At 48.9% G+C, this 22,388-nt stretch carries 16 protein-coding genes; all 16 read left to right on the forward strand.

Annotated features, from left to right (window positions below; genetic code table 11):
• The first annotated feature begins 3 nt into the window (after positions 1–3).
• On the forward strand, positions 4–1,971 hold the full coding sequence (gspD, locus tag H5336_RS12665; RefSeq protein WP_313557116.1) for a type II secretion system secretin GspD: 1,968 nt from the start codon (positions 4–6) through the stop codon (positions 1,969–1,971).
• 12 nt (positions 1,972–1,983) lie between these two features.
• Positions 1,984–3,456, forward strand: coding sequence for a type II secretion system ATPase GspE (gene gspE / locus H5336_RS12670; RefSeq protein ID WP_185234662.1), 1,473 nt, complete (start codon positions 1,984–1,986; stop codon positions 3,454–3,456).
• Positions 3,457–3,473: 17 nt separating this feature from the next.
• On the forward strand, positions 3,474–4,703 hold the full coding sequence (gene gspF / locus H5336_RS12675; protein WP_185234663.1) for a type II secretion system inner membrane protein GspF: 1,230 nt from the start codon (positions 3,474–3,476) through the stop codon (positions 4,701–4,703).
• 20 nt (positions 4,704–4,723) lie between these two features.
• The gene (gene gspG / locus H5336_RS12680; protein ID WP_185234664.1) at positions 4,724–5,176 is read left to right on the forward strand and encodes a type II secretion system major pseudopilin GspG; all 453 of its coding nucleotides are present in this window, start codon (positions 4,724–4,726) and stop codon (positions 5,174–5,176) included.
• A 3-nt stretch (positions 5,177–5,179) separates the two neighbouring features.
• Positions 5,180–5,782: a GspH/FimT family pseudopilin gene (locus tag H5336_RS12685; protein WP_185234665.1), complete on the forward strand. Its 603-nt coding sequence runs from the start codon at positions 5,180–5,182 to the stop codon at positions 5,780–5,782.
• Position 5,783: 1 nt separating this feature from the next.
• A complete protein-coding gene (gene gspI / locus H5336_RS12690) occupies positions 5,784–6,206 on the forward strand; it encodes a type II secretion system minor pseudopilin GspI (RefSeq protein WP_185234666.1) in 423 nt (140 codons plus the stop codon).
• On the forward strand, positions 6,203–6,823 hold the full coding sequence (gene gspJ, locus H5336_RS12695; RefSeq protein ID WP_185234667.1) for a type II secretion system minor pseudopilin GspJ: 621 nt from the start codon (positions 6,203–6,205) through the stop codon (positions 6,821–6,823). The genes gspI and gspJ overlap by 4 nt, the downstream gene beginning before the upstream one ends.
• Positions 6,824–6,851: 28 nt before the next feature.
• On the forward strand, positions 6,852–7,910 hold the full coding sequence (gene gspK / locus H5336_RS12700; protein ID WP_185234668.1) for a type II secretion system minor pseudopilin GspK: 1,059 nt from the start codon (positions 6,852–6,854) through the stop codon (positions 7,908–7,910).
• Positions 7,911–7,959: 49 nt separating this feature from the next.
• Positions 7,960–9,192: a type II secretion system protein GspL gene (gspL, locus tag H5336_RS12705; RefSeq protein ID WP_185234669.1), complete on the forward strand. Its 1,233-nt coding sequence runs from the start codon at positions 7,960–7,962 to the stop codon at positions 9,190–9,192.
• Positions 9,189–9,668 (forward strand): type II secretion system protein M, encoded by a 480-nt coding sequence (locus H5336_RS12710; protein ID WP_185234670.1) that lies wholly within the window; start codon positions 9,189–9,191, stop codon positions 9,666–9,668. Before gspL ends, H5336_RS12710 begins: the two co-directional genes overlap by 4 nt.
• Positions 9,669–9,671: 3 nt before the next feature.
• Positions 9,672–10,442, forward strand: coding sequence for a type II secretion system protein N (locus H5336_RS12715; RefSeq protein ID WP_185234671.1), 771 nt, complete (start codon positions 9,672–9,674; stop codon positions 10,440–10,442).
• A gap of 190 nt (positions 10,443–10,632) precedes the next feature.
• Positions 10,633–11,538 (forward strand): FAD:protein FMN transferase, encoded by a 906-nt coding sequence (locus H5336_RS12720; RefSeq protein WP_246439282.1) that lies wholly within the window; start codon positions 10,633–10,635, stop codon positions 11,536–11,538.
• A 348-nt stretch (positions 11,539–11,886) separates the two neighbouring features.
• Entirely contained in the window at positions 11,887–14,241 is a 2,355-nt protein-coding gene (locus H5336_RS12725; protein ID WP_185234673.1) for a glycoside hydrolase family 95 protein, read from the forward strand.
• A 106-nt stretch (positions 14,242–14,347) separates the two neighbouring features.
• Positions 14,348–17,341 (forward strand): TonB-dependent receptor, encoded by a 2,994-nt coding sequence (locus tag H5336_RS12730; protein ID WP_185234674.1) that lies wholly within the window; start codon positions 14,348–14,350, stop codon positions 17,339–17,341.
• Positions 17,342–17,567: 226 nt separating this feature from the next.
• Positions 17,568–19,247: a DUF5597 domain-containing protein gene (locus tag H5336_RS12735; protein ID WP_313557125.1), complete on the forward strand. Its 1,680-nt coding sequence runs from the start codon at positions 17,568–17,570 to the stop codon at positions 19,245–19,247.
• 60 nt (positions 19,248–19,307) lie between these two features.
• Positions 19,308–22,229, forward strand: a complete 2,922-nt coding sequence (locus H5336_RS12740; protein WP_185234675.1) for a TIM-barrel domain-containing protein — start codon at positions 19,308–19,310, stop codon at positions 22,227–22,229.
• The last annotated feature ends 159 nt before the right edge of the window (positions 22,230–22,388 follow it).

The following is a 22,388-nucleotide window of genomic DNA, read 5'->3' on the forward strand; positions in this document are numbered from 1 at the left end:
ACCGTGTTAAAGCATTTTCGTATCGCCCTTTGTGTGGTGATTTTGGGATTCTCAGTAGTAGGTTCGTTCCATGCCTATGGCGCTCAGGAACGTACCTATACGGTCAACTTTAAAGACTCCGATATTCACGAAGTCATTAAATTCGTCGCTGAGGTCACCGGAAAAACCTTGGTGATCGACCCTCGTGTTAAGGGTCGGGTAAAAGTCATTTCGCAAAAGCCGTTAACCGAGCGGGAGCTTATGGAATTATTCCGCTCTGTGCTCGAGGTGCATGATTTTACGATTATCGAGGTGGGTAATATCGTGCGCGTTGTTCCGCTGAAGGACGCGCGTTCGTCACCGTTGCCGGTAAAAGACAACCCTGAATTTGATGAGGGTTACGTTACCCAGGTGATTCAGCTTAAGAATATCGCTGCGGCAAAGGTATTGCCGGTGTTGCGCCCGCTGGTGCCACAGCATTCGCATTTGGCTGCCTACGATCCCAGTAATGCCATTGTGGTTTCGGATACCGCGGCCAACATCGAGCGCATTAAAGAAATTATCGAAAAAATTGATACTGCAGCGCTACCTACAACCGAAATTATTGAACTGAAATATGCCGATTCCGAAAACCTTGTTGCCACGCTAACCAAGTTAGATCGTGCTGCAGGTAGTAAAGGGGCTGCGCCTGCAAACAGATTGCAGATGGTCGCCGATAAGCGTAACAATGCCATTCTTATTAGTGGTGAAGACCTGCAGCGCCAACGCGTTAAAAAACTGATTTACCGACTCGACCGCCCACAAATGCAAACCGGTAATGTGCGTGTGGTTTATCTTGAATATGCCACCGCCAAAGACGTCGCCACGGTTTTGAGTAAGGTTGTTCAAAACATGCAGCGTATGGCACCGGGTGGCGACAAGAAGACTACCTCTGGCCAGGGGGCAACCGTGGAAGCGGACGAAGCCACCAATGCCCTATTGATTACCGCCAACCCTGAAATTCTGGAAGCGCTCCTAGCCGTAGTTGAGCGCCTCGATATTCGCCGTGCGCAGGTTTTGGTGGAGGCGATTATTGTAGAAATGGCGCTAGGCGAAAAAGAGAGCCTTGGGGTTGAATGGATGTTCCAAAATGCATCGCAAGGTTTGTTGGGTGCCTCAACCGGTGCGGGTAGTGCCGCGGGTATTGCGGCCGCGCTATTCGGCAGTGCTGAAGAGGCTACCGTTGGTCTTGCGGGTGCTCTTGGCAGTATGCCGGGCGAAACTTTTGGTGTTGCCGGCAATACCGGTGATCAAGACTTTATCGTGTTGGTGAATATGCTTAAAAACAACACCAACGCGAATATTCTATCAACGCCTACGTTGCTGACCATGGACAACAACGAAGCGATGATTTCTGTGGGGCAGAACGTTCCTTTCGTAACCGGTAGCTTCACTAACTCCGGCGGCAATGGTGGCAGCAACCCGTTCCAGACCATTCAGCGGGAAGACGTGGGTATTACCCTTACCGTTACGCCACATGTTAACGAGGGCGATAAGGTTATCATGGAGATTCAGCAGGAAATTTCCAGTGTGGATAACGCCGCAGCCATCAGTGCCTCGGATGTTATTACTAACCAGCGTAAAGTTGAAACGCAGGTTATGGCTAAAGACGGTGAGGTTATCGTGCTCGGTGGTTTGATCCGTGACGACATACAAATGGGTGAGCGACGGGTACCGCTGTTGGGTAGCATTCCAATCCTGGGTCGTGCCTTCCGTTCAAATTCCACCAACATTGTTAAGTCCAATTTAATGATCTTTATTCGTCCAACTATTGTTCGCGACGATGAAACACTGGAAGGTGCTACGGCTGAAAAATATCGCTACATTCGCGATCTGCAGGTGCAGCAGCGCTCCCAAAGCCTGCAGGACATACCGGAAGATATGCTACGCATGCTGCCGGAATGGGAAGAACAGATAAAAGGTTATAAAAATACTGAAGCGGAAGCCAAGTAAGGGGTAGCTGTTGTGAGTGAAGAAACTGCCACACTTGTCCATGCGCGCCTGCCGTTTTCTTTCGCCAGCACTTACGGTGTGATGCTCGACGAGCAGAAACTGCTGTACAAGCCGGGCATATCCGCGCAGACCTTACTGGAGGTTCGCCGCCATCTTGGTCAGCCGTTTGAGCTGGAAGAGCTGGACGAAGAAAGTTTTAAAGCACGGCTGGCCCGTGTTTATCAAAGTGCCGACGGTGAAGCGTTACAGGCAGCAGAAGATATGGGCGATGAGTTCGATCTTTCCTCGCTGGCAGAAGATATTCCCGATGACAGTGAGCTGTTATCGGGCGATGGTGATGCGCCCGTTATTCGGTTGATTAATGCGGTATTGTCACAGGCGGTTCAAGAAAAAGCGTCTGATATTCATGTTGAGCCCTATGAAGATCGTGTATCTATTCGTTTCCGTGTCGACGGTATTCTGAACGAAGTACTGTCACCCAAGCCGCAGTTGGCGCCCATTCTGGTATCGCGTTTAAAAGTTATGGCGCGGATGGATATCGCTGAAAAGCGTATACCCCAGGATGGCCGAATTACCGTCAAACTGGCGGGGCATGCGGTGGATATTCGTGTATCCACTATTCCATCTGCCCATGGTGAGCGCGTGGTGTTGCGTTTGCTAGACCAAGCCGCTGGGCAGTTATCGCTCAAGCAGCTGCGTATGCCCGGGGATGTTACGGCGGGCTTCGAGCATGCTCTGCATAAACCTCACGGTATTATTCTGGTAACCGGGCCCACGGGCTCTGGTAAAACTACCTCGCTTTATGCGGGCCTCAGTCATTTGAACACGCGAGCGCGGAATATTCTCACCGTAGAAGACCCAATTGAATACCTGTTACAGGGCATCGGTCAGACTCAGGTAAATGCCAAAGTCGATATGACCTTTGCTCGCGGACTGCGCGCCATACTGCGTCAGGATCCGGATGTAGTGATGATTGGTGAAATTCGCGATCAAGAAACCGCCTCCATTGCGGTACAAGCATCGCTTACCGGTCACTTGGTGTTGTCCACTTTGCACACCAACACGGCCATTGGTGCAATAACGCGGCTACAGGATATGGGTGTAGAGCCCTTCCTATTGTCATCCAGCCTAGAAGGGCTAATGGCCCAGCGGCTGATACGTGTTCTGTGTGAACATTGTAAAGAAGCTTATGTATCGTCGGAATCTGAGACCGTGCGTCTTGGCGTGCCCGAGGGAGAAACCATTTTTAAAGCCACGGGTTGCGAACGCTGCCACCATTCAGGCTACCGTGGGCGAGCTGGTCTGTATGAATTAATTCAGGTAGACGACCATTTGCGTCAGCTCATTCATGAGGGCGCTGGTGAGCAAGTTATGCTCGCTCATGCGCGTACTTATTCCAAATCCATTGACCAATGTGGTCGCGAGAAAGTACTCAACGGTGAAACCAGCGTTGAGGAAGTTCTGCGCGTAACGTCCGTGTCATAGCGTAGGTAGATTCTGAAGTGAGTGCTTTTAGTTATCAGGCTCTGGATGCCAAAGGTAAAAAGGTTAAGGGCGTTCTTGAGGGCGACTCGGAGCGCCACGTACGCACCCAGTTGCGTGCTAAGCAATTAAAGCCTCTCGAGGTTAAAACCACTCGGCAGAAGGCCAGTCCGTCGTCGGGTGAGCCGAAATTCAGTTTTTCTTTTGGTGGCCCCAGTATGGGCTACCGCGATTTGTCTCTGGTTACACGGCAACTGGCAACGCTGGTGCAATCAGGGCTGCCGCTAGACGAAGTACTGGCTTCCACCGCCAAGCAAGCACGTAAGCCTGGGGTAAAAACCATTGTTTTACAGGTGCGCTCGCGTGTGCTCGAGGGCCTGAGCCTTGCCCAAGCAATGGCAGAACTGCCTAAGGTGTTCGACAACCTTTACCGCGCCATGGTGCGTGCTGGCGAATCTTCCGGTTATCTTGGCCCAGTACTTGAGCAGTTGGCCGACTACACGGAGCGCGGGCAGGAAGCGAAACAACAGTTAAAAATGGCGATGGTTTACCCTGCCATTATGCTCCTGGTCAGTATTGGTATCGTGACCTTCTTGATGGTGAATGTAGTACCCAAAATTGTTGATATGTTCGAGCGCAGTAAGCAGGAATTGCCGGGTATTACCGAATTTTTAATTGGTTCGAGTCGGTTTATAACGGACTACGGGATTTTTTTATTGGCCGCCATTATTGCTGCGGTAATCGCGTTTAAATGGGCCATTAAAAATAAAAAATATAAACAGCGCTGGCATGCAATTGTGTTGCGCATGCCACTGTTTGGCAACCTGACGCTACAGGCTGAAAGTGCGCGTTATGCCAGTACCCTTGGCTTACTCGCTAGCAGTGGCGTACCGCTGCTGGATGCATTGCGTATTGCTGCACAGGTACTCACTAATTCGCAGCTTAGAAGCGCGGCTGCCGAAGTGGCGGTTATGGTACAAGAGGGCTCCAGCCTCAACAAAGCTTTGGATGCCGTAGACGTATTTCCACCGCTGCTGGTGCAAATGGCAGCGAGTGGAGAGGCCAACGGAAAGCTTGCAGAACAACTGCTGCATGCGGCACGAAATCAGGAGCGTGAATTGTCGTTCACTGTCAGTACCATGATGGGGTTAATGGAGCCCGTCATGATTCTGTTTATGGGCGGTATGGTTGGCTTTATTGTGGTAGCCATGTTGCTGCCCATCTTCCAGATGAACCAACTGGTTAAATAAATTAACGGTGAGAGTTAACTATGAAACATGTTAAACAAAGTCGCGGCTTCAGCCTTATAGAAATTATGGTTGTGCTGGTGATTATGGGGCTTTTGGCTTCGGTTGTGGCGCCGAATGTTATGGAAGCGCTTTCGGGCAGTAAAAAGCAGAAAGTTGAAGCCGATTTCGCCAACATTGAAACCGCACTGAAAATGTACAAACTGGATAATTTTATTTATCCCACCACCGAACAGGGCTTAGAAGCACTGGTGTCTCCACCCACCTCATCACCGGAAGCCAAAAACTGGCGTAAAGGCGGCTACTTGGGTGAATTACCTTACGACCCTTGGCAAACCCCTTATTTGTACGAGGGCGACCCTGGTACTGGCAAGCCCTACGAGATTTACACCTTGGGCGCCGATGGTGTGCGCGGTGGTGATGACGAAGCAACCGACATCAGTAACTGGGCGCAGCCCGGTGGCAATGGCCAGTAGACAATGACCCCTCGGCGCTCGCTAAGTCGGCATAGCAAGCAGCGCGCATTTTCGCTGATAGAGCTATTGGTGGTGCTGGTGGTGATTGGCGTTGTTATGGGCGGTGTAAGCATTGCCGTTGGTGGCGGTGGCCCGGAAGAAGAGTTAAGGGGATCGGTACAAAAATTTACCGCGTTTGCCGAGCATGCCAGCGAAATGGCCGTGCTAACCGGCAAACCCTTTGGCTTAATGTTGGAGCCCCCCGGGTGGCAGGAAGATTCACTTGATGCCGGTTGGCGTTATCGCTGGCAAACCATGGAACTACAGGGCTGGGTAGATTACCCGGAGTTACAGGCTATTCACCTGCCTAAACAAATCGCTCTTTATGTCACCATCGAAGGTGAATTGTGGGACTGGGAGGATGCACCGGAAGTTCGGCTGCCGGCCATAGCGTTTTACCCCGGTGGTGATATGACAATCTTCGAGATTGAATTTACGCTCGAAGGCTTAGAGTTAGATATGGATGTAGAGGCCACCGAGCATGTCGCCGTTGACGACTGGGGGCGTGTGGTGTGGGTTGAAATGGCCAAGCTCGAAGAAGAACTTCGGCTTGAATTGGAGAACTAATATGGCAGCTCCAGCGCGGCGACCAAACAACAAGCAACGGGGTTTTACCCTTATTGAAGTGTTGATAGCGTTATCCATTGTTGCCGTAGCATTGCCGGCACTGGTAACACGGGTGCAGTCAGTCTCCGAAAACACCGGTTATATTGAACAGAAAACCTATGCCTTCTGGGTAGCGCAGAACAAGATGGAAGAGTTGATGCTCGACTATCGGTTGAAAAATACCTTTCCTAAAACCAAGCTGCACGACACCGTCGAGTTTGGCGGCAAAGAGTGGTACTGGGAAGTAGAGGCCGATACTACAGGACAGGAAGGCGTTTATCGCATGCAGGTGAGCGTGGGTAACGACGAAGACGACATTCTCGCTAGCTATGGTGCGTTTATTCGCGATAAAGGTCGTACCCCGCAAGCAGGCCCGGGCTCATGAAATCGCAAGCGGGCATATCGCTGTTAGAGGTGCTGGTAGCCTCGGTGATTATGGCTAGCATTGCGGTATTGGCCTTTGGCGCACTGGATGTAACCGAGCGCTCGAAGGTGGCCAGCGAAGATAACATGCGCAAATTGCAGCAATTCGACCGCGGCTGGACGATGATCGAAAACGACCTGCGCAACGCACTTTCCTACGCTAGCGGCAGTGCTTACGGCGACTTAATTAACGCCATGGACGTGAGCTACGGCGATGAATACGTTCTATCGTTTCTACGGGGTGGCCGCGCCAACCCGCTGGGCTTTCCGCGCACCGAGCTGGCAAGGGTAGGCTACCGTGTTGAAGATGGCACTCTGTGGCGCGACCAGTGGATTGACCCACAGAATTTGGATATCGATTTTGCCCGCAGCCAGAAAGTGCTGGATAAAGTAGAAGAAATAACTATACGGGTTTTGCCTCCGGCCCCAATTGGTAAGGGCTATAAAGAAGGCCCTTGGGTAGAAGAATGGCCCGGAACCGGGCCACCCAACGTATTACCGCTGGCCCTAGAAATTACCCTTAACACCGAAGGCCGTGGCGAAATTACACGCTTATTCTCCTTGTCGCCGGGACAATAAACGTGGGTATACAAAAAAAGATGGTTTTATGACGCAGCTGCAGCAAACAGAAAGGTCGAAGCAAGCGGGTGTGGCGCTGATACTGGCACTGCTTGTGGTAGCCTTGGTTGCGGCGATCGCTGTGGAGCTGAGTTGGAAGTTTGACCTTAGCGTTACTCGGTCGGCCAACCGCTGGTACGGCGTACAGGCCGATGCTTACTTGTTGGGCGCAGAAGAAGTTGGTGTGTTTTTACTGGAAACCGATGCCGACGAAGATAGTAAGGACGGTATACTGTCTGACACGCTCACCGAAATATGGGCCACACCACAACAGTTTCCAACGGATGAAGGTTGGTTGCGCGCGAGTTTGGAAGACGCCCAGGGCCGGTTCAATATCAACGCTTTGGTGAAAAAAGCCCAGAAGCCAAACGGCAACAAAACCCCGGCACCCTGGCAAAAATGGACGGCGGCACAAAGGCGGTTTATTCGCTTACTCCAAACCATTGAAATAGAGCCGGAAGTGTATATGGACCAGCAGGTGGCCATGAGCTTAACGGAAGCGGTTATAGATTGGGTGGACAAAGACTCGAAAGTGACGGGCTTTGGTGGAGCTGAATCCGATTATTACGGTCAGCTGGAGCCACCCTTTGTGATTGCCAACAGGCCAATGATAAGTGTGTCGGAACTGAATATTATTCGCGGTATGACACCGCAATTGTATCAGGCGCTGTTGCCGTTGGTTATTGCGCTGCCAGATGAAGAAGCAACCTTAAACGTAAACACCATGCCGTTTGAATTAATTCGTACCATTAATAGTAAAACTGAGTTGTATCCGAGCACTGTGGACGATGCGCAATATATTTTTGAGGAGCGCGGTGCTGGTTTCGACGACATTGAAGCTTTTAAAACCTCAGGGGCTGTTGATCAGGTCGTAGGTGGGGGGGGTGGTAACACCAACCTCGATACCGATGGCTTGGGCGTAGCAAGTAAGTATTTTCTGATGTTGGGGGATACAGCGGTAGGCGAGACCATTCGCCAACGCAAAACCTTACTGCACCGCGAAGGAAGCAAGGTGACAATCTTGCGTAGAACGGATGCAAATTTTTAGGCCGTTAACGGCAAAAAGAAATAAGAAACATTAAAAAGAGATTGCAAACGTGGCTGAAAAAATAATTGCCCGACAGACATTCGATGGCCTGTGGCAGTGGCGCAGCGCAACGGTCGAAGGCCAATGGCTATCGGATGTTTATCACACCGGTGATGACGAAGCGATGGCCGAGCAGGCGAAAGCAAGCCACGCCGCGGTTACGTTGCTGGTACCCGGTGAGTCAGTTGTATGTTGTTCTTCGAAGGTAGAATCTAAAGACAAGCGCCATCTTGCGAAAATGCTGCCCTATGAACTGGAAGAGCAGATTATCGACAACGTTGAAGATGTGCATATGGTGTTTGGCGGTATTCGTGAAGATCAAGTGTCAATTGCGTACATAAAATCTGATCATCTGACGGCTGCGATAGCGCCGCTGTTGCAACAGAGTTGTGATTTGCGGGTTGTGGTTGCCAGTTACCTGAGTTTGCGTACCGAAAACCAGGGTGTAACCATTGTTGCCGACAATGGTCAGTTAATTGTGCGCTTGGGTGAAGACCTGGGTTTTACGGTCGATATTGCGCTCGCACCCATGGTACTGCGCGACCAGCCAGAGCTGGATTTTACCGTAACCATTAATTTGGTTGCCGAAGACGATACTCAGCTCGACTGGATAGAAGAGTGGCTGCCTAAGGCATGGAAAGAGGAAAACGGCCCCGAAATAAAACGTAATATTGGTGGTATATGGGATTGGATAGAGCCCGAAGCCGTTAATGACGAATTAAATTTACGTAGCGGAATATTTTCGCGTCAGCTGCCGTTAAAACGCTGGCTAGAAAGTTGGAAAAAACCGTTGATAGCCATTGCAGCGGCTTACCTAATTGCCGTATGTGTTGCGTTTGTAGAGTATCAGCGGGCCAAAGCAGAGCAGAAGCACATTGTGGCAACCATCAATGAGGTGTACAAAAGGGCTGTACCAAATGGCCGCCCCGGCGATGCTGAAGGGCGTTTGGAAAAACTCGTTAAAAATATGAAAGGTGGTACCCGTGCCAGTAGTAATTTAATGGTTCTGCTGGCAGGTGTTTCTGAAAACTTGAGAGGTGGCGGCAGTATTTCCATGTCCAGCTTTCGTTACAACTCGGACGAAGGTGAATTGATGTTAAACATCGAGGCCAATAGTTTTGGTGACCTGGAAAGTTTACGTACCGGTGTGGAGAAAAAGGGTTTTACAGCTGAACTGATGCGTGTAGAAGCGAAGGGCGATAAACAAAGTGCTCGTATGAAAGTTGCGGAGGCCAGCGAATGAACGAAATTAAAGAGTGGTGGAATCAGGCTTCTTCCCGCGACCAGATGGCGCTGGTAATCTGTGGTGGCCTATTGGGTTTTTATGTGCTTTATATTGTATTGTTAAAGCCCGTGACCGGTATGCGCGATACTCAGCTGCAAAAAAATATTGCCCAACAGCAAGCGCTGGAGCGTGTGAGAGATTACGCTGCAATTTATACCAGTCAGGGTTCTTCAAAAGAAAGTAGTGCTAGCAATGGCAGTATTGTTGAAATCGTAGACAGTAGTTTGCGTCAAAATAATTTGAAACTTTCCGGTATGCAGCCTAGTGGCGCCAACGATGTGCGTATTCGGCTAGAGCAAATTCCATTCGATAACCTTTTGGCTTGGCTCTACGAAATTGAAGTGCGTCAGCGCATTCAGGTAAAAGATATTTCTGTTGCTACCGGGTCTGCTACTGGGCTTGTTTCAGCTAACCTGCGCTTGCATCGGGATTAAGCTATGACGTTTTCTAAGATATTAACCAAACCTGTCGTCATTACCTTTTTAATTGTGTACTTTCTGTATTTGGTTGTGTCACGTGCTCCGGCAGAAATAGCGGCTTCGGCTATCCACAGCGCGGTACCTCATGTATGGCTCACGGGTGTAGAAGGTACGTTGTGGAACGGCGTAGCCAACGGTTCACAGTTAGATATGGGCAAAGACGTATTGCCGTTGGGTCGTGTGACTTGGCAATTGAGTGGCTGGTCGTTGTTATTACTGCGCCCGTGCATAAAATTTGCCACCGATGGTGGTGCCTTAATGGCCTCGGGGAATGTTTGCCAGGGCGTAGCCGGTGTTACCGGTTTAACCGATGTTAGTGTGGATGCTCCCGTGTCGTCGTTGAGCGAATTATTACAGCTACCTATAAGTGGTCAGGGCTCTGTACAGATTATTTCCGCTGAGCTGAAGGGTACAGATGTTCAGAAATTGGATGCGCGCTTAAGCTGGCAAAAAGGTAGCGTCAATCCAGAAAATACGGGTTGGGTAAATGTTGGTTCTTACGGTGCAAACCTGAAAGAAAACGGTAGTGGTGGCGTTTCAGCCAGTATCTTCGATATTGCCGCGCCGGTTAAAGCTGAGCTGGAAGCCGACATTACATTTTCGGGCTGGACGATTGAAGGCAAAGTCGAGCCGCAGGCCAATGCGCCAGAAATACTTGCCGGTGGCGTGCAGCTTATTGGTGAAGAAGTGGAGCCCGGCATTTATCATATCGTTTGGTCTAGCAATTAAAAGAGCTGCGCCTAAGCCGGAGCACAGAGTGGGTATGCCCGCGCAACTGCTGTTTGCTGTTGAAAAACAGTCGAGATTAAAACTGCCTAAGCTAAACCTGTCGCTGAATCGGCTATGGGTTTTTGTCGTCTTCACGGTGATATTGTCGTCGCCCTCCCATGCCGAATGGTATTCCGATACGCGTTCGATTATGGGCACTTCTTTTAGTGTCACGCTTTGGCATGAAAACCCTTCCCAAGCAGAGCCTTTAATGGCGGCCGCCTACGCCGAAATGCAGCGACTGGATAACCTGTTGTCGCCCTGGATAGACACCAGTGAAATCGCCCGCGTGAATAAGCTGGCGGCTATTTCCGCACAACCCATTTCTGACGAGCTTGTGGGCTTGGTTGATAAATCGCTTTTCTTTAGTCGTGTAAGCGAGGGAGCCTTCGATATTACCTTTGCCTCCGTCGGTTGGTATTACGACTATCGGGAAAAAGTACAGCCGGAGGAAGCGAAGCGTCAGCAACTTCTACCGGCTATTAATTACCGTTGGCTGGAATTGAATAGGGAAGAGCGCACACTGCTGTTTAAACATAAAAACGTGCGTATTGACCTCGGGGGCATAGCCAAGGGTTATGCGGTTGATCGTGTAATAGCGCAATTGTCGGCCGCGGGTGTTAAGCACGCGACGGTGAGTGCCGGTGGAGACAGCCGTGTATTGGGTGACAAGCGCGGTAAACCCTGGATGGTGGGCATAAAAAATCCGCGTGATGGGGGTGGCACAGGCAACGACACGGCACTGGTCTTGCCTTTGGAAAATACCGCAATCTCCACCTCAGGCGACTACGAGCGTTATTTCGTCGACCCACAATCCGGAGAGCGTATTCACCATATTCTCAATCCAAAAACCGGTAAGTCTGTAAGGGGCGTTGTGAGTGTGACTATACTCGGGCCTACCGGCAGTGATACGGACCCTCTGTCGACCACCGTGTTTGTCCTAGGGGTGGAAAAGGGCTTGGCACTGGTCAACCGTTTACCTGGGTTTGATTGTGTCATTATCGATGCCGCCGGCAAGGTGCATTACAGCGATGATTTAGCACCCCCGGAAAAATAGCCACCTTGTTTGATGCGCGTGCACTGCCCGTATCGCCATTGCTCATACCCTATATTCTTAGCCGCTGGCTCAATCGGTTGTCAGTACTGCTGGGCTGTTGAGCAAAAGATTTAGCCTCTTTTCTGTTTTCGGCGCCTTGCGCCATAGTGTGTTTTAGCGCGATGCAGCAAGCTGCCGGCATAAACCTGTTTTTGTACCCTCTTATCCCAACAAAACTTACATCAATTCACTGGTAATACTCGTTGCACGGATGAAAATTATGCCATACCATGGGGGAGTGTAAGGTCTCTCATGTATAAAAATAAGCCTAATTTCAACCCTTGCAAGAGGGCAACCGGGAGGAAGTGAATGCGTGGTTGGGCGATAGTGATTGTACTGCTGTCGGCAGCGTGTGGCGGTTCTGGACAGAGTAGTCAGGTGCCACTTTTGGTGTACTTCGAGTCCCCAGCCTCCGATTGGGAAAGCCAAGGTTTGCCTATAGGTAATGGTGCCATGGGCGCGGTGGTAACCGGTGGTATTCTGGAGGACCGATTACAGTTTAATGAAAAAACGCTCTGGACCGGCGGCCCCGGCAGTAAAGGTTATAACTTCGGTCACCCGGCAAAAAACCAAACCGAAAAAATTGCCAAACTACAACAACAATTATTCAAGCAGGGCTTGGCACCGCAAGCGGTGGCCGATGAGCTGGGCCAGAATACGGCGGGCTACGGTCACTACCAAACCTTTGGTGATTTGGTATTTGGCTTTGAGAGTGATGACGGTGTTAGTGATTATCGTCGTGAACTAAATCTCCGTACCGGTATTGCAGAGGTAAGTTTCAAGCAAAAGGGGGTTACCTTTACCCGAGAATATTTCGCCAGCTACCCCGATAACGTCATTGCGGTTCGCTTAACCGCGAGTAAGCCCGCAGCGCTCACCTTCAATCTGGATTTGGCGACGTCTGAAAACCGCAGCCGTAAGGTACAGGTAAAAAATAACCGCATTACCGTATCTGGAGCACTACACGACAACGGCCTCGCGTGGCAGGCGCAAGCCTTGGTTCATGCGCAGGGAGGCGACATAAGTGCACACGGCGAAGGTCTGCGAATTGAGCGAGCCGACAGCGTATGGCTAGTGCTGACTGCGGCAACCAATTACGCGCAGAAATATCCGCATTATCGCGGTAGCCTTGCTAGCGCCAAAGTTGATAGCCTATTAAAGAAGCTTGAGCACAGTAGCTTTGCCGATATACGGCAGCGCCATATCGAAGATCATCAACAACTGTTCGAGCGGGTTGACCTGGCTATTGGTGAAACCTACATCAATAAGCCCATCGATCACTTACTTTCGAACTACAAAGGAAAAGGTTCGGCGCAGGATCTTTACCTAGAAAATCTCTATTTTCAGTACGGTCGATATTTGCTAATCGGTAGTTCGCGGGCAGGCTCTTTACCGGCCAATCTCCAAGGAGTATGGAACCACTCTAATACGCCACCTTGGAATGCCGACTACCACGTAAACATCAACCTGCAAATGAACTACTGGCCGGCCGACGTTACCAACCTATCGGAAACCAACGCGCCCCTATTTGATTTTATCGATTCTTTAATAGCGCCCGGCGAGCAAGTGGCTGCCAAATTTGGCGCCAACGGCTGGACGCTTTTTCTGAATACCAATATTTATGGTTTTACGGGTTTGATTGAATGGCCCACGGCTTTTTGGCAGCCGGAAGCGGGGGCGTGGTTGGCCCAGCATTATTACGAACATTATCTGTTTACTCGAGACCAGGCTTTCTTGCAGGATCGCGCCTACCCAGCGATGAAAGGGGCTACGCAGTTCTGGCTCGATTTTCTTGTGGAGCACCCGGAAGATGGTGCGCTAGTGGTTAGCCCAAGCTATTCGCCAGAGCATGGCGATTTTACCGCCGCTGCAGCCATGTCTCAGCAATTGGTTTTCGATGTGTTAAACAATACCGCTGAGGCGGCGGCAATATTGGACGATAAAACATTTGCAGCAAAAATCAATAAAACACTCGTCAAATTAGATAAAGGTTTGCGTATTGGCTCTTGGGGGCAACTGCAGGAGTGGCGAGAAGACTTAGACGATGAGTATAACCAGCACCGCCATATTTCACATTTGTTTGCGCTGCATCCAGGTCGCCAAATTTCGCTTTCGCAAACACCGAAGCTAGCCGAAGCCGCACGCACAAGCCTCAGTGCACGGGGTGATGCTGGAACCGGATGGTCGAAGGCGTGGAAAATTAATTTGTGGGCGCGCCTGCTCGATGGCAACCGCTCACACAAATTACTGGCCGAACAATTAAAACACAGCACCCTACCAAACCTGTGGGATAACCATCCACCTTTTCAAATAGACGGTAATTTCGGTGCAACCGCTGGTGTGGCTGAAATGCTGTTACAAAGCCACGACGGTGAAATTAGAATTCTGCCCGCGCTGCCAGATGTTTGGGTGACGGGAGCGGTAAAGGGGTTGAAGGCTAGAAATAGCATTGAAGTTGATATTGCTTGGAAAAAGGGAAAGCTAACGACAACAAGATTGCAGCCAACTATTGAGGGTGATATTCGTGTGCGTACTAACGAGCCGGCTAAAACCTTCCTTATTGTAAATGCAACGACTGGTAAGGTGGTTAAGGTCAAGAGCCGGGAAAATCTAATAGTGTTCCCCGTGATAAAAGGCGACGTATATGAGTTATCCCGGCGTTAGACGTTGTTATACATTTACCAGAATCATAATGAATCAGTATTAAAACTGAGCATAATCACCCTCGGCAAGACTGTAGGGTATAAAACAAAAAAATAGGAGATCAATCGTGAACAAAACAAATAGTGCATTGAAGAAATATGGCGATCCATCGCCATTTTACGTCAAGATGCGCACAAGTGCTTCCGTGCTGGCTTTATTGGCTGTGGGGGCCTTGCCTGTTTATGCGCAGGAAGATGACAGCGAAGGCGAAATGTTTGAAGAGGAGGTGGTCGTTACCGGCCTTCGTGGCAGTATCATTACTGCTCAAGAAATGAAACGTGAATCCACAACTATTGTTGATTCAATCGCGGCCGATGATATTGGTGTCTTGCCAGACCGCTCAGTAACCGAGCTGCTGTCTCGTGTACCGGGTGTTGCAATCGACCGCTATATGACTCAGGGCGATCCAGAGCATTTTTCTGTTGAAGGTAATGGCGTAATTGTTCGCGGTTTAACGCAAGTTCGTTCAGAGTTGAATGGCCGCAGTGCATTTAGTGCCGACGGTGGCCGCACCCTGAGTTTTGGTGATGTTCCCCCCGAATTGCTGGGTGCTGTTAATGTTCATAAAAGCCCACAGGCAGATCAAATAGAAGGTGGCCTTGCTGGCACGATTGATTTGCGTACGAAGCTGCCTTTCGATAACGATGGCCAACAAATTTCCGCTACCGTTGGTATGAACTATGGCAACCTAGTTGAAGAGACTAGCCCCACCTACTCAGGCCTGTATAGCAATGTTTGGGATACGGACATTGGTAAATTGGGTTTGTTAGTCGACTTTGCATACTCGGAGCTCTCAACGCGTAATGATTCTATGTATGTGCGCCCGTTCTTTAAGCGCAGTGACTTAAGCGGTCAGGATGAATCACGATACCTGACACGTGGTGCAGACTGGCGCACCATGTTTTTTAACCGAGCGCGTATGGGTAGTTACCTCGCCGCCCAGTGGTCGCCCACAGAAGAGCAAGAATTTACCTACACCTATTTTGGTAGTAACTATGATATGAACTGGAGCGAAGATGCGATCTTCGTTGAAAACTGGGTTCCAGCACTGGATCTGGACACCGGCATACCAGCTGAGTTTAATGAAGATGGTCGGTTTGTTAGTGGTCGCTTAGTGCCGGGTGTAGACGGCGACGGAAATGCAATGGTTGATGCTCTCAAAATGGGGTCTGATATTCGAATGTCAGATCAGGAATCGAAAACGTCTGATCAAACTTTGCAGTATAAATTTACAGGTGAAAAGTTCGAAATTGAAGCGGGTCATCAAAAGGTGCAAGCAACATCGGCTGGTTTAGACTCAACAGTGTCTGTTCAAACCCGCGTACCTTATATCGATATAGACTTGTCTGGAGACCTTCCGAAAATCGGATCCGACGACGCGTTCCTTGGGGATCACGAAAATTATTTCTGGGGGTTCTTAATGGATAACCAGTACAATAATAAGGGGAAGATGGACTCCACCAACATTGATGTTAAATACCATTTTGAAAACGATATTTTTAAAGCATTGAAGGTGGGCGCCCGTGTAAGTCGTTCAGAATCCAATAACTTTGATACAGGCTATAACTGGGGCGCAATAGGACACTGGGCTTACCCTTGGGCAATGGAGTCGGGTGGAGAGCCAGAGTTAAGTATGCTTACGCTTAACTCCTTCGACAATTTCTTCCGCGGTGATGTACCGACGCCTCCAAGTATCTACGCGCCAGCAGAGCACTGGGCTGCTGGCCATCCAGAATCCTACGATCAGCTACTAGATACTGTTGACTACTATGATTGGTTTAACGGTCACTGGCAGCCACGTGATTTAACCGATCAGCAGTGGTTTAACTCGCAAAAAGAAAAGACCAAAGCTGCCTATGTAATGCTGGACTTTGGCTTCGATAATTTACCTGTTCCAATCTCGGGTAATCTTGGTGTGCGTTATGTGGAAACCGATAACTCTGCTTATGGCTACCTGAATTTCCCTAACCAACCTATGTTAGGCCTAAATGGTGAGTTCGAAGAAAGCACCGCTAAGCACTCATATTCCAATGTTTTGCCAAGTCTAAATATCAAGGCGGACCTAACCGATGACTTGGTTTTACGTTTTGCTGTGGCGGAGACGATGACACGTCCAGATTTTGACACGCTGCGCTCCGGGTTAAAGTTAAATGCTGATATTGATCTTACGCCATATCTAATAGCAAATCCTGACGACCCCGACGGCGATCCCATCTTAGATCCAAACGCTGATATAGGCGTGGACGATTTTGATTTCAGTGGCGGATCTAATTACAACCCATATATGGACCCAATGCAGTCAACCCAGTTAGATACATCGTTGGAGTGGTATTATGCAGAGGGTAACTCACTTAGTTTGGCTCTATTCCATAAAGATATCGATGGATACCCGGCTAAAGAGTTCGTGTTGGAATCCTATGCGCCTAAAAATGATGGGCCAGAATACCAATATCTTATAGAGCGCCCAGTGACCTCGGGTACTGCTAAAATTTCTGGGTTTGAAGTTGCGCTAACCCACTTTTTTACGACTTTACCATCTCCTTTCGATGGTTTTGGTGTGCAGGCGAACTATACTTACATCGATTCAGAAACTGATCTAGAAAATGATGCGGATCCCGTTGATACTGACGGAAATACTAGTTTTGGGGTGAGTCCGTATCAGGGGCTTTCTAAGCATGCCTATAACTTAGTGGGCATTTATGAGAAGGGACGTTTCTCTGCTCGCTTAGCTTACAACTGGCGCAATCGTTACCTGACAGATATAGGGGCGAATGGATTTAACGGCGAGGAGTATATTGATGCCGATGGTAATGTTATTCGTGACGGTTCTCCAGACCCTAAGAATGCCTGGAAGCTCCCAACTTACAACGCAGCAGCAGGATATTTGGATGCGTCGTTGTTCTACCGTTTAACCGACAATCTACATGTCTCGCTTCAGGCGAATAACTTAGGCAATACCGCAACGAAAACAATTGTGGATCAGGCAAGTTCTGGTGAGTTCTTCGGTGCTTATCATGTCAACGATACCCGTTATCAGTTGCAGTTAACCGCGAAGTACTAAGTTAAATAAGGCGCCTTCACGGCGCCTTTTCTCTCTTTCCCGTATCCTTTACGAGTAAACCTAGAAATAGAAATACCGCCTAAATTTTTTGTATTTCTGACAGCGTTTAGTAGTCGCTAGGACCTAGAGTTCACGCTAACAGCAAGCACGATGCTCTGGGTGCTAGGTGATTTATAACTACAACAAAATATGTTACCACCCTTAAACAGTTGAATGGGATTCTGTTGTGACAAGTGATAATTTTAAAAAGTATCTTGGATTTTGGATAGGCCTATCAATATTACTGCTGGGCTCTATTGCGCAAGCAGCACTACCTGAATTTGTAACCGAAAATAACCGCCATGCCTTAATGGTCGATGGCAAGCCCTACTTAATTTTAGGTGCTCAGGCCAATAACTCTTCCAATTACACGGCTGCATTGAAAGAGGTATGGCCAGTCGTTAAACAGGTGCATGCCAATACGTTGGAAATAAATGTAGCTTGGGAGCAGGTCGAGCCTGAAGAAGGAAAATTCGACTTTTCTTATATCGATGAATTAATTAAGCAAGCGCGTGACAACGACGTGCGTGTGGTTCTGCTATGGTTTGCCACCTGGAAGAATAATGCACCGCATTATGCGCCAGATTGGGTGAAACTGGATGATGCGCGTTTTCCTCGCGTACACAAAAAAGATGGGTCTACGGTCAATTCTCTTTCGCCCATTCATCAGTCAACATTGGATGCAGACAAAAAAGCCTTTGTTGAGATGATGAAACACCTGAAAAAAGTAGATAAGAGGCAAACCGTTATTTTGGTGCAGGTACAAAATGAGGTGGGCACCTATGGTGAGGTAAGAGATTTTTCACCTGCAGCAGAAAAGTTATTCAAAGCCACTATTCCAGATCAGCTGCAGCAGTCGATGAACCTTCCGGCCAAAAGCTGGGTTGAAAGCTTTGCGGCGGATGCCGATGAATATTTTCATGCATACCATATCGCACGCTTCTGCAACGAGATGGCCGAAGCGGGCAAGGCTGTGTATAACCTGCCAATGAACGTGAATGTTGCACTTAGAAATCCGTTCAATCCAGGTAAGCCTGGGCAGTACTCTAGCGGTGGGCCAACAGACAACGTGCTGGATTTATGGAAGGCTGCCGCGCCCTCCATTGATATGATTTCGCCGGATATCTATTTTAGGGATTACCGTACCGTAACCCGAGTATTGGATTTGTATGCCCGTGATGACAACCCTCTGTTTGTAGCCGAAATTGGCAACGATCAGCCCTTTGCTCGTTATGTATTTGAAACCCTAGGGCACCAAGGTATTGGTTTTGCACCGTTCGGGCTGGATAAAACCGGCTACACCAATTACCCTTTGGGAGCGAAAAATTATGATGACGCAACCTTTGAGCCTTTTGCGGAGGTCTATGGGCTAATTGCACCCTGGGCCCATGTATGGGCAAAAATGAGTTTCGAAAGTGAAACCTGGGGTGTCGCCGAGCCAAGAGATACGTTTGGCGAAAGCAAACAAATTTGGAATGCGGCAGCAAGCGAAAAAGAAAAAGAAGAAGAGTCTAAAACCTATACTCAGGTATTAGATCTTGGCCGCTGGAATGCGGAGGTAACCTATGGCCGTCCCATGTTTTGGATAGCACCTCCTGAAGGTAACGATATTGCCAAAGGCGGCGCACTGATCGCCAAGCTTGACGAAAATGAATTTTTTGTTACAGCACTGCATTCACGCGTTACCTTTGTGCCTTCAGATGAAATTGAAAACGAGCGCACAATGACAGTTCGCGTGGAAGAAGGGCATTTTGACAAAAAGGGCAATTGGGTATTTGAGCGCGTATGGAATGGCGATCAAACCGATTGGGGGTTGAATTTTGATGGTAAGTATCATTTATTGAAAGTGAAAATGGCAACTTACTAACAAGTTGAATAAGTTAAATTGAATAAGTTTAAAAATTAATATTAAGCGGAGATTGAGTTGATGATTCCGAAACTACAGAGTTTCAAGCTGTTAATGGCGGCTTGTATGCTTGTCGTTGGTACTGCCTGTAGCCCCAAGAACGAGGGCGATCATAAGACGGCACAAAGCGCTAGTTACAAGGTAACTGAAACGGGCGTTGTAGTACTGCCAACAAGCGGTGCGGCAAAGAGCGTTCAGCTAGAAGCTGTTAGCGATAGCATAATACATGTATTAGCTGCGCCTACTACTGAAGTGGCAATGCCCGAAAGTATAATGGTTGTCACCAAACCTTCTGCTGCGTTTACCGTGAGTGAAGCCGACGGAGTGGTAACGCTTAAAACGGCCAAGGCATCAGCCACTGTAGCGATAGTCAACGGCCGGGTGGATTTCTTTGATGCTGCGGGCAAACCGCTGGCAAAAGAAGCCGGGGTGCGTGAGTTCTCTGCGGTGACAAGTGACCCTGTTACACCCGATGCCGATTCGTTTGCTTTGCGTCAGGCTTTTGAGCGTGGTGAGACTGAGCGCCTTTACGGCCTGGGCCAATTCCAAAACGGGCAGATAAACCTAGCGGGTCAAAACGTTGAGTTAACGACCTACAACCTGATTATCAGCATTCCGTTCATGGTTTCCACGAACAATTACGGTGTTTTATGGGATAACAATTCGGTTACCAATTTTGGCGATACAGAATTTGCTAAACCGCTAGCTGAAGATTTAAAACTGTTTGATGCCGAAGGCAAAGAGGGTGGTTTGACCGCACGCTATTACGATGGCGACAAGTTGGTGCTCACTCGCGTTGAATCTGACCCGGATTATCAGTTTCTGAGTCAGGGTACTAACCGTGCCAACCCTTTTCCAAAAGAAGTGGCTGAGTCTGAAAATCTGCGTATTGAATGGGAAGGCAGTTTTGAAAGTGCTACGGCTGGCACTCACGAATTTAAAATGTATTCCAGCGGTTACGCCAAATTGTCCATTGATGATGAGTTAGTGCTTGATCGCTGGCGTATGAACTGGAACCCTTGGTATCACAATATTAATACCAACGTTACGGCAGGTAAGCGCCACACGCTGAAAATAGACTGGACACCCGGCAACGGTTATTTCCGTTTGCTACACCGTGACCCGCTGCCAGCCGATCAGCAAGCGTTAACATCGTTTAAATCGGAAACCGGTAAAGCCATTAGCTACTATTTGGTTGCCGGTGAAAGTGCCGATGAAATTATTGCGGGCTATCGAACGCTTACAGGTAAATCGGTGATGTTGCCACGCTGGGCCTATGGTTTTTGGCAGAGTCGTGAGCGCTACAAATCGGATGAAGAGTTGTTAGGTGCGCTGAAAGAATATCGTGACCGTAAAATCCCTATCGACAATATTGTGCTGGATTGGTCCTACTGGCCCACGGATGCTTGGGGTAGCCACGACTTCGATCCCGAATTTTTCCCAGACCCTTCCGGTATGGTGAAAAAAGTTCATGATATGAACGCACAAATTATGATTTCTGTTTGGCCAAAATTTTATCCCTCCACAGATAACTACAAAGAGCTGAACGCAAAAGGTTACATGCTTAATCGTAATATCGAAGACGGCAACCTAGACTGGATTGGCGATGGGTACCCCAATGGTTTCTATGATGCCTTTGCCGAGGGTGGTCGTGATATTTTCTGGAAGCAAATTAACGAGAAAATAAACGTTCATGGTTTTGATGCCTGGTGGTTAGACGCCGTAGAACCAGACATGCACTCCAATACCAGTTGGAGCAAACGCAAAGAGTTTATGAGCCCCAACGCCATAGGTTCTGGTGCGGAACATTTCAACGCCTATTCGGTGCCACACGCCGAGGGTGTTTATGAAAATGATCGCGCTTCCGAACCCGAAAAACGCGTGTTTATTCTTACGCGCTCAGGTTTTGGTGGTATTCAGCGTACGGGTTCCGCTATTTGGAGCGGTGACACGGTTTCTCGTTGGTCAAACCTGAAAGAGCAAATTTCGGCCGGTATTGGTACCAGCTTAGCGGGTATGCCCAACTGGACGATGGATATCGGCGGCTTCACACCAGAAGATCGCTTTCGCTCCAATGCTACAGACAAACCCTTCGTTGGTCCTTTCACCGCTCTTGATAATGGTCAGGTTAGCGAGTGGCAGGAGCTGAATGTACGCTGGTATCAGTTCGGTGCTTTCGTACCGCTATACCGTGCACATGGCCAAAACCCTTACCGCGAAATTTACAACATCGCACCTGAGGGTTCCGAGGTTTACAACAGCATGGTGTGGTACACCCGATTGCGTTATCGCTTAATGCCGTATATTTATTCAATAGCCGGTGATATGTACCACAAAGACGCAACGCTCATGCGCGGCCTAGTAATGGATTTCCCAAAAGATGAAATTGCCGGCAACCTAAACGATCAATACATGTTCGGCCCCTCTATTTTGGTAAGCCCCGTGTACGAAAATGGCGCACGCAGTCGTAACCTTTATTTGCCCGCAGGTACCAGTTGGTACGATTTTTATACCGGCGCCAAAAGTGACGGTGGTCAGCACGTAGAAGCCGCAGCGCCGTTAAATCGTATGCCGCTGTACGTAAAAGCCGGTTCCATTATTCCAACCGCGCCGGAAGTGCAGTACGCCGACCAGATTTTGAATGCACCTATAACACTTAATGTGTATACCGGTGCCGATGGCAACTTCGAACTTTACGAAGATGATGGACGCAGCTACGGTTACGAAAAGGGCGAATGGTCACGCATACCTTTTAGCTACAACGAAGCAGCCGGTACGCTCACCCTAGGTAAACGCCAAGGGACGTTCCCGGGGATGGCAGAAGTGCGCTCCGTGAAAATACGCTGGATTAGCGGTGTAATGGAAGCTGCTGCAGATTTTGATTCTGCTATTGCGGAAACCATTGAATATACAGGTGAAGCGCTTACGCTGAAGCGTAAATAATTAGTTTCAATAGCCTTGCTTTTGAAGCCCGCTTTTTAGCGGGCTTTTTTATGATTTTTGGAAAGCCGTATTGATTTCTAAAAAGGTGAGGTGAAGCGCTTATATATGGGAATGTAGAAAGAAGACTATATCCGTAGGGTTGATATGTTTTTTCGAGCA

Origin of the sequence: Teredinibacter franksiae (assembly GCF_014218805.1) — a bacterium.
GTDB classification, from domain to species: Bacteria; Pseudomonadota; Gammaproteobacteria; order Pseudomonadales; family Cellvibrionaceae; genus Teredinibacter; species Teredinibacter franksiae.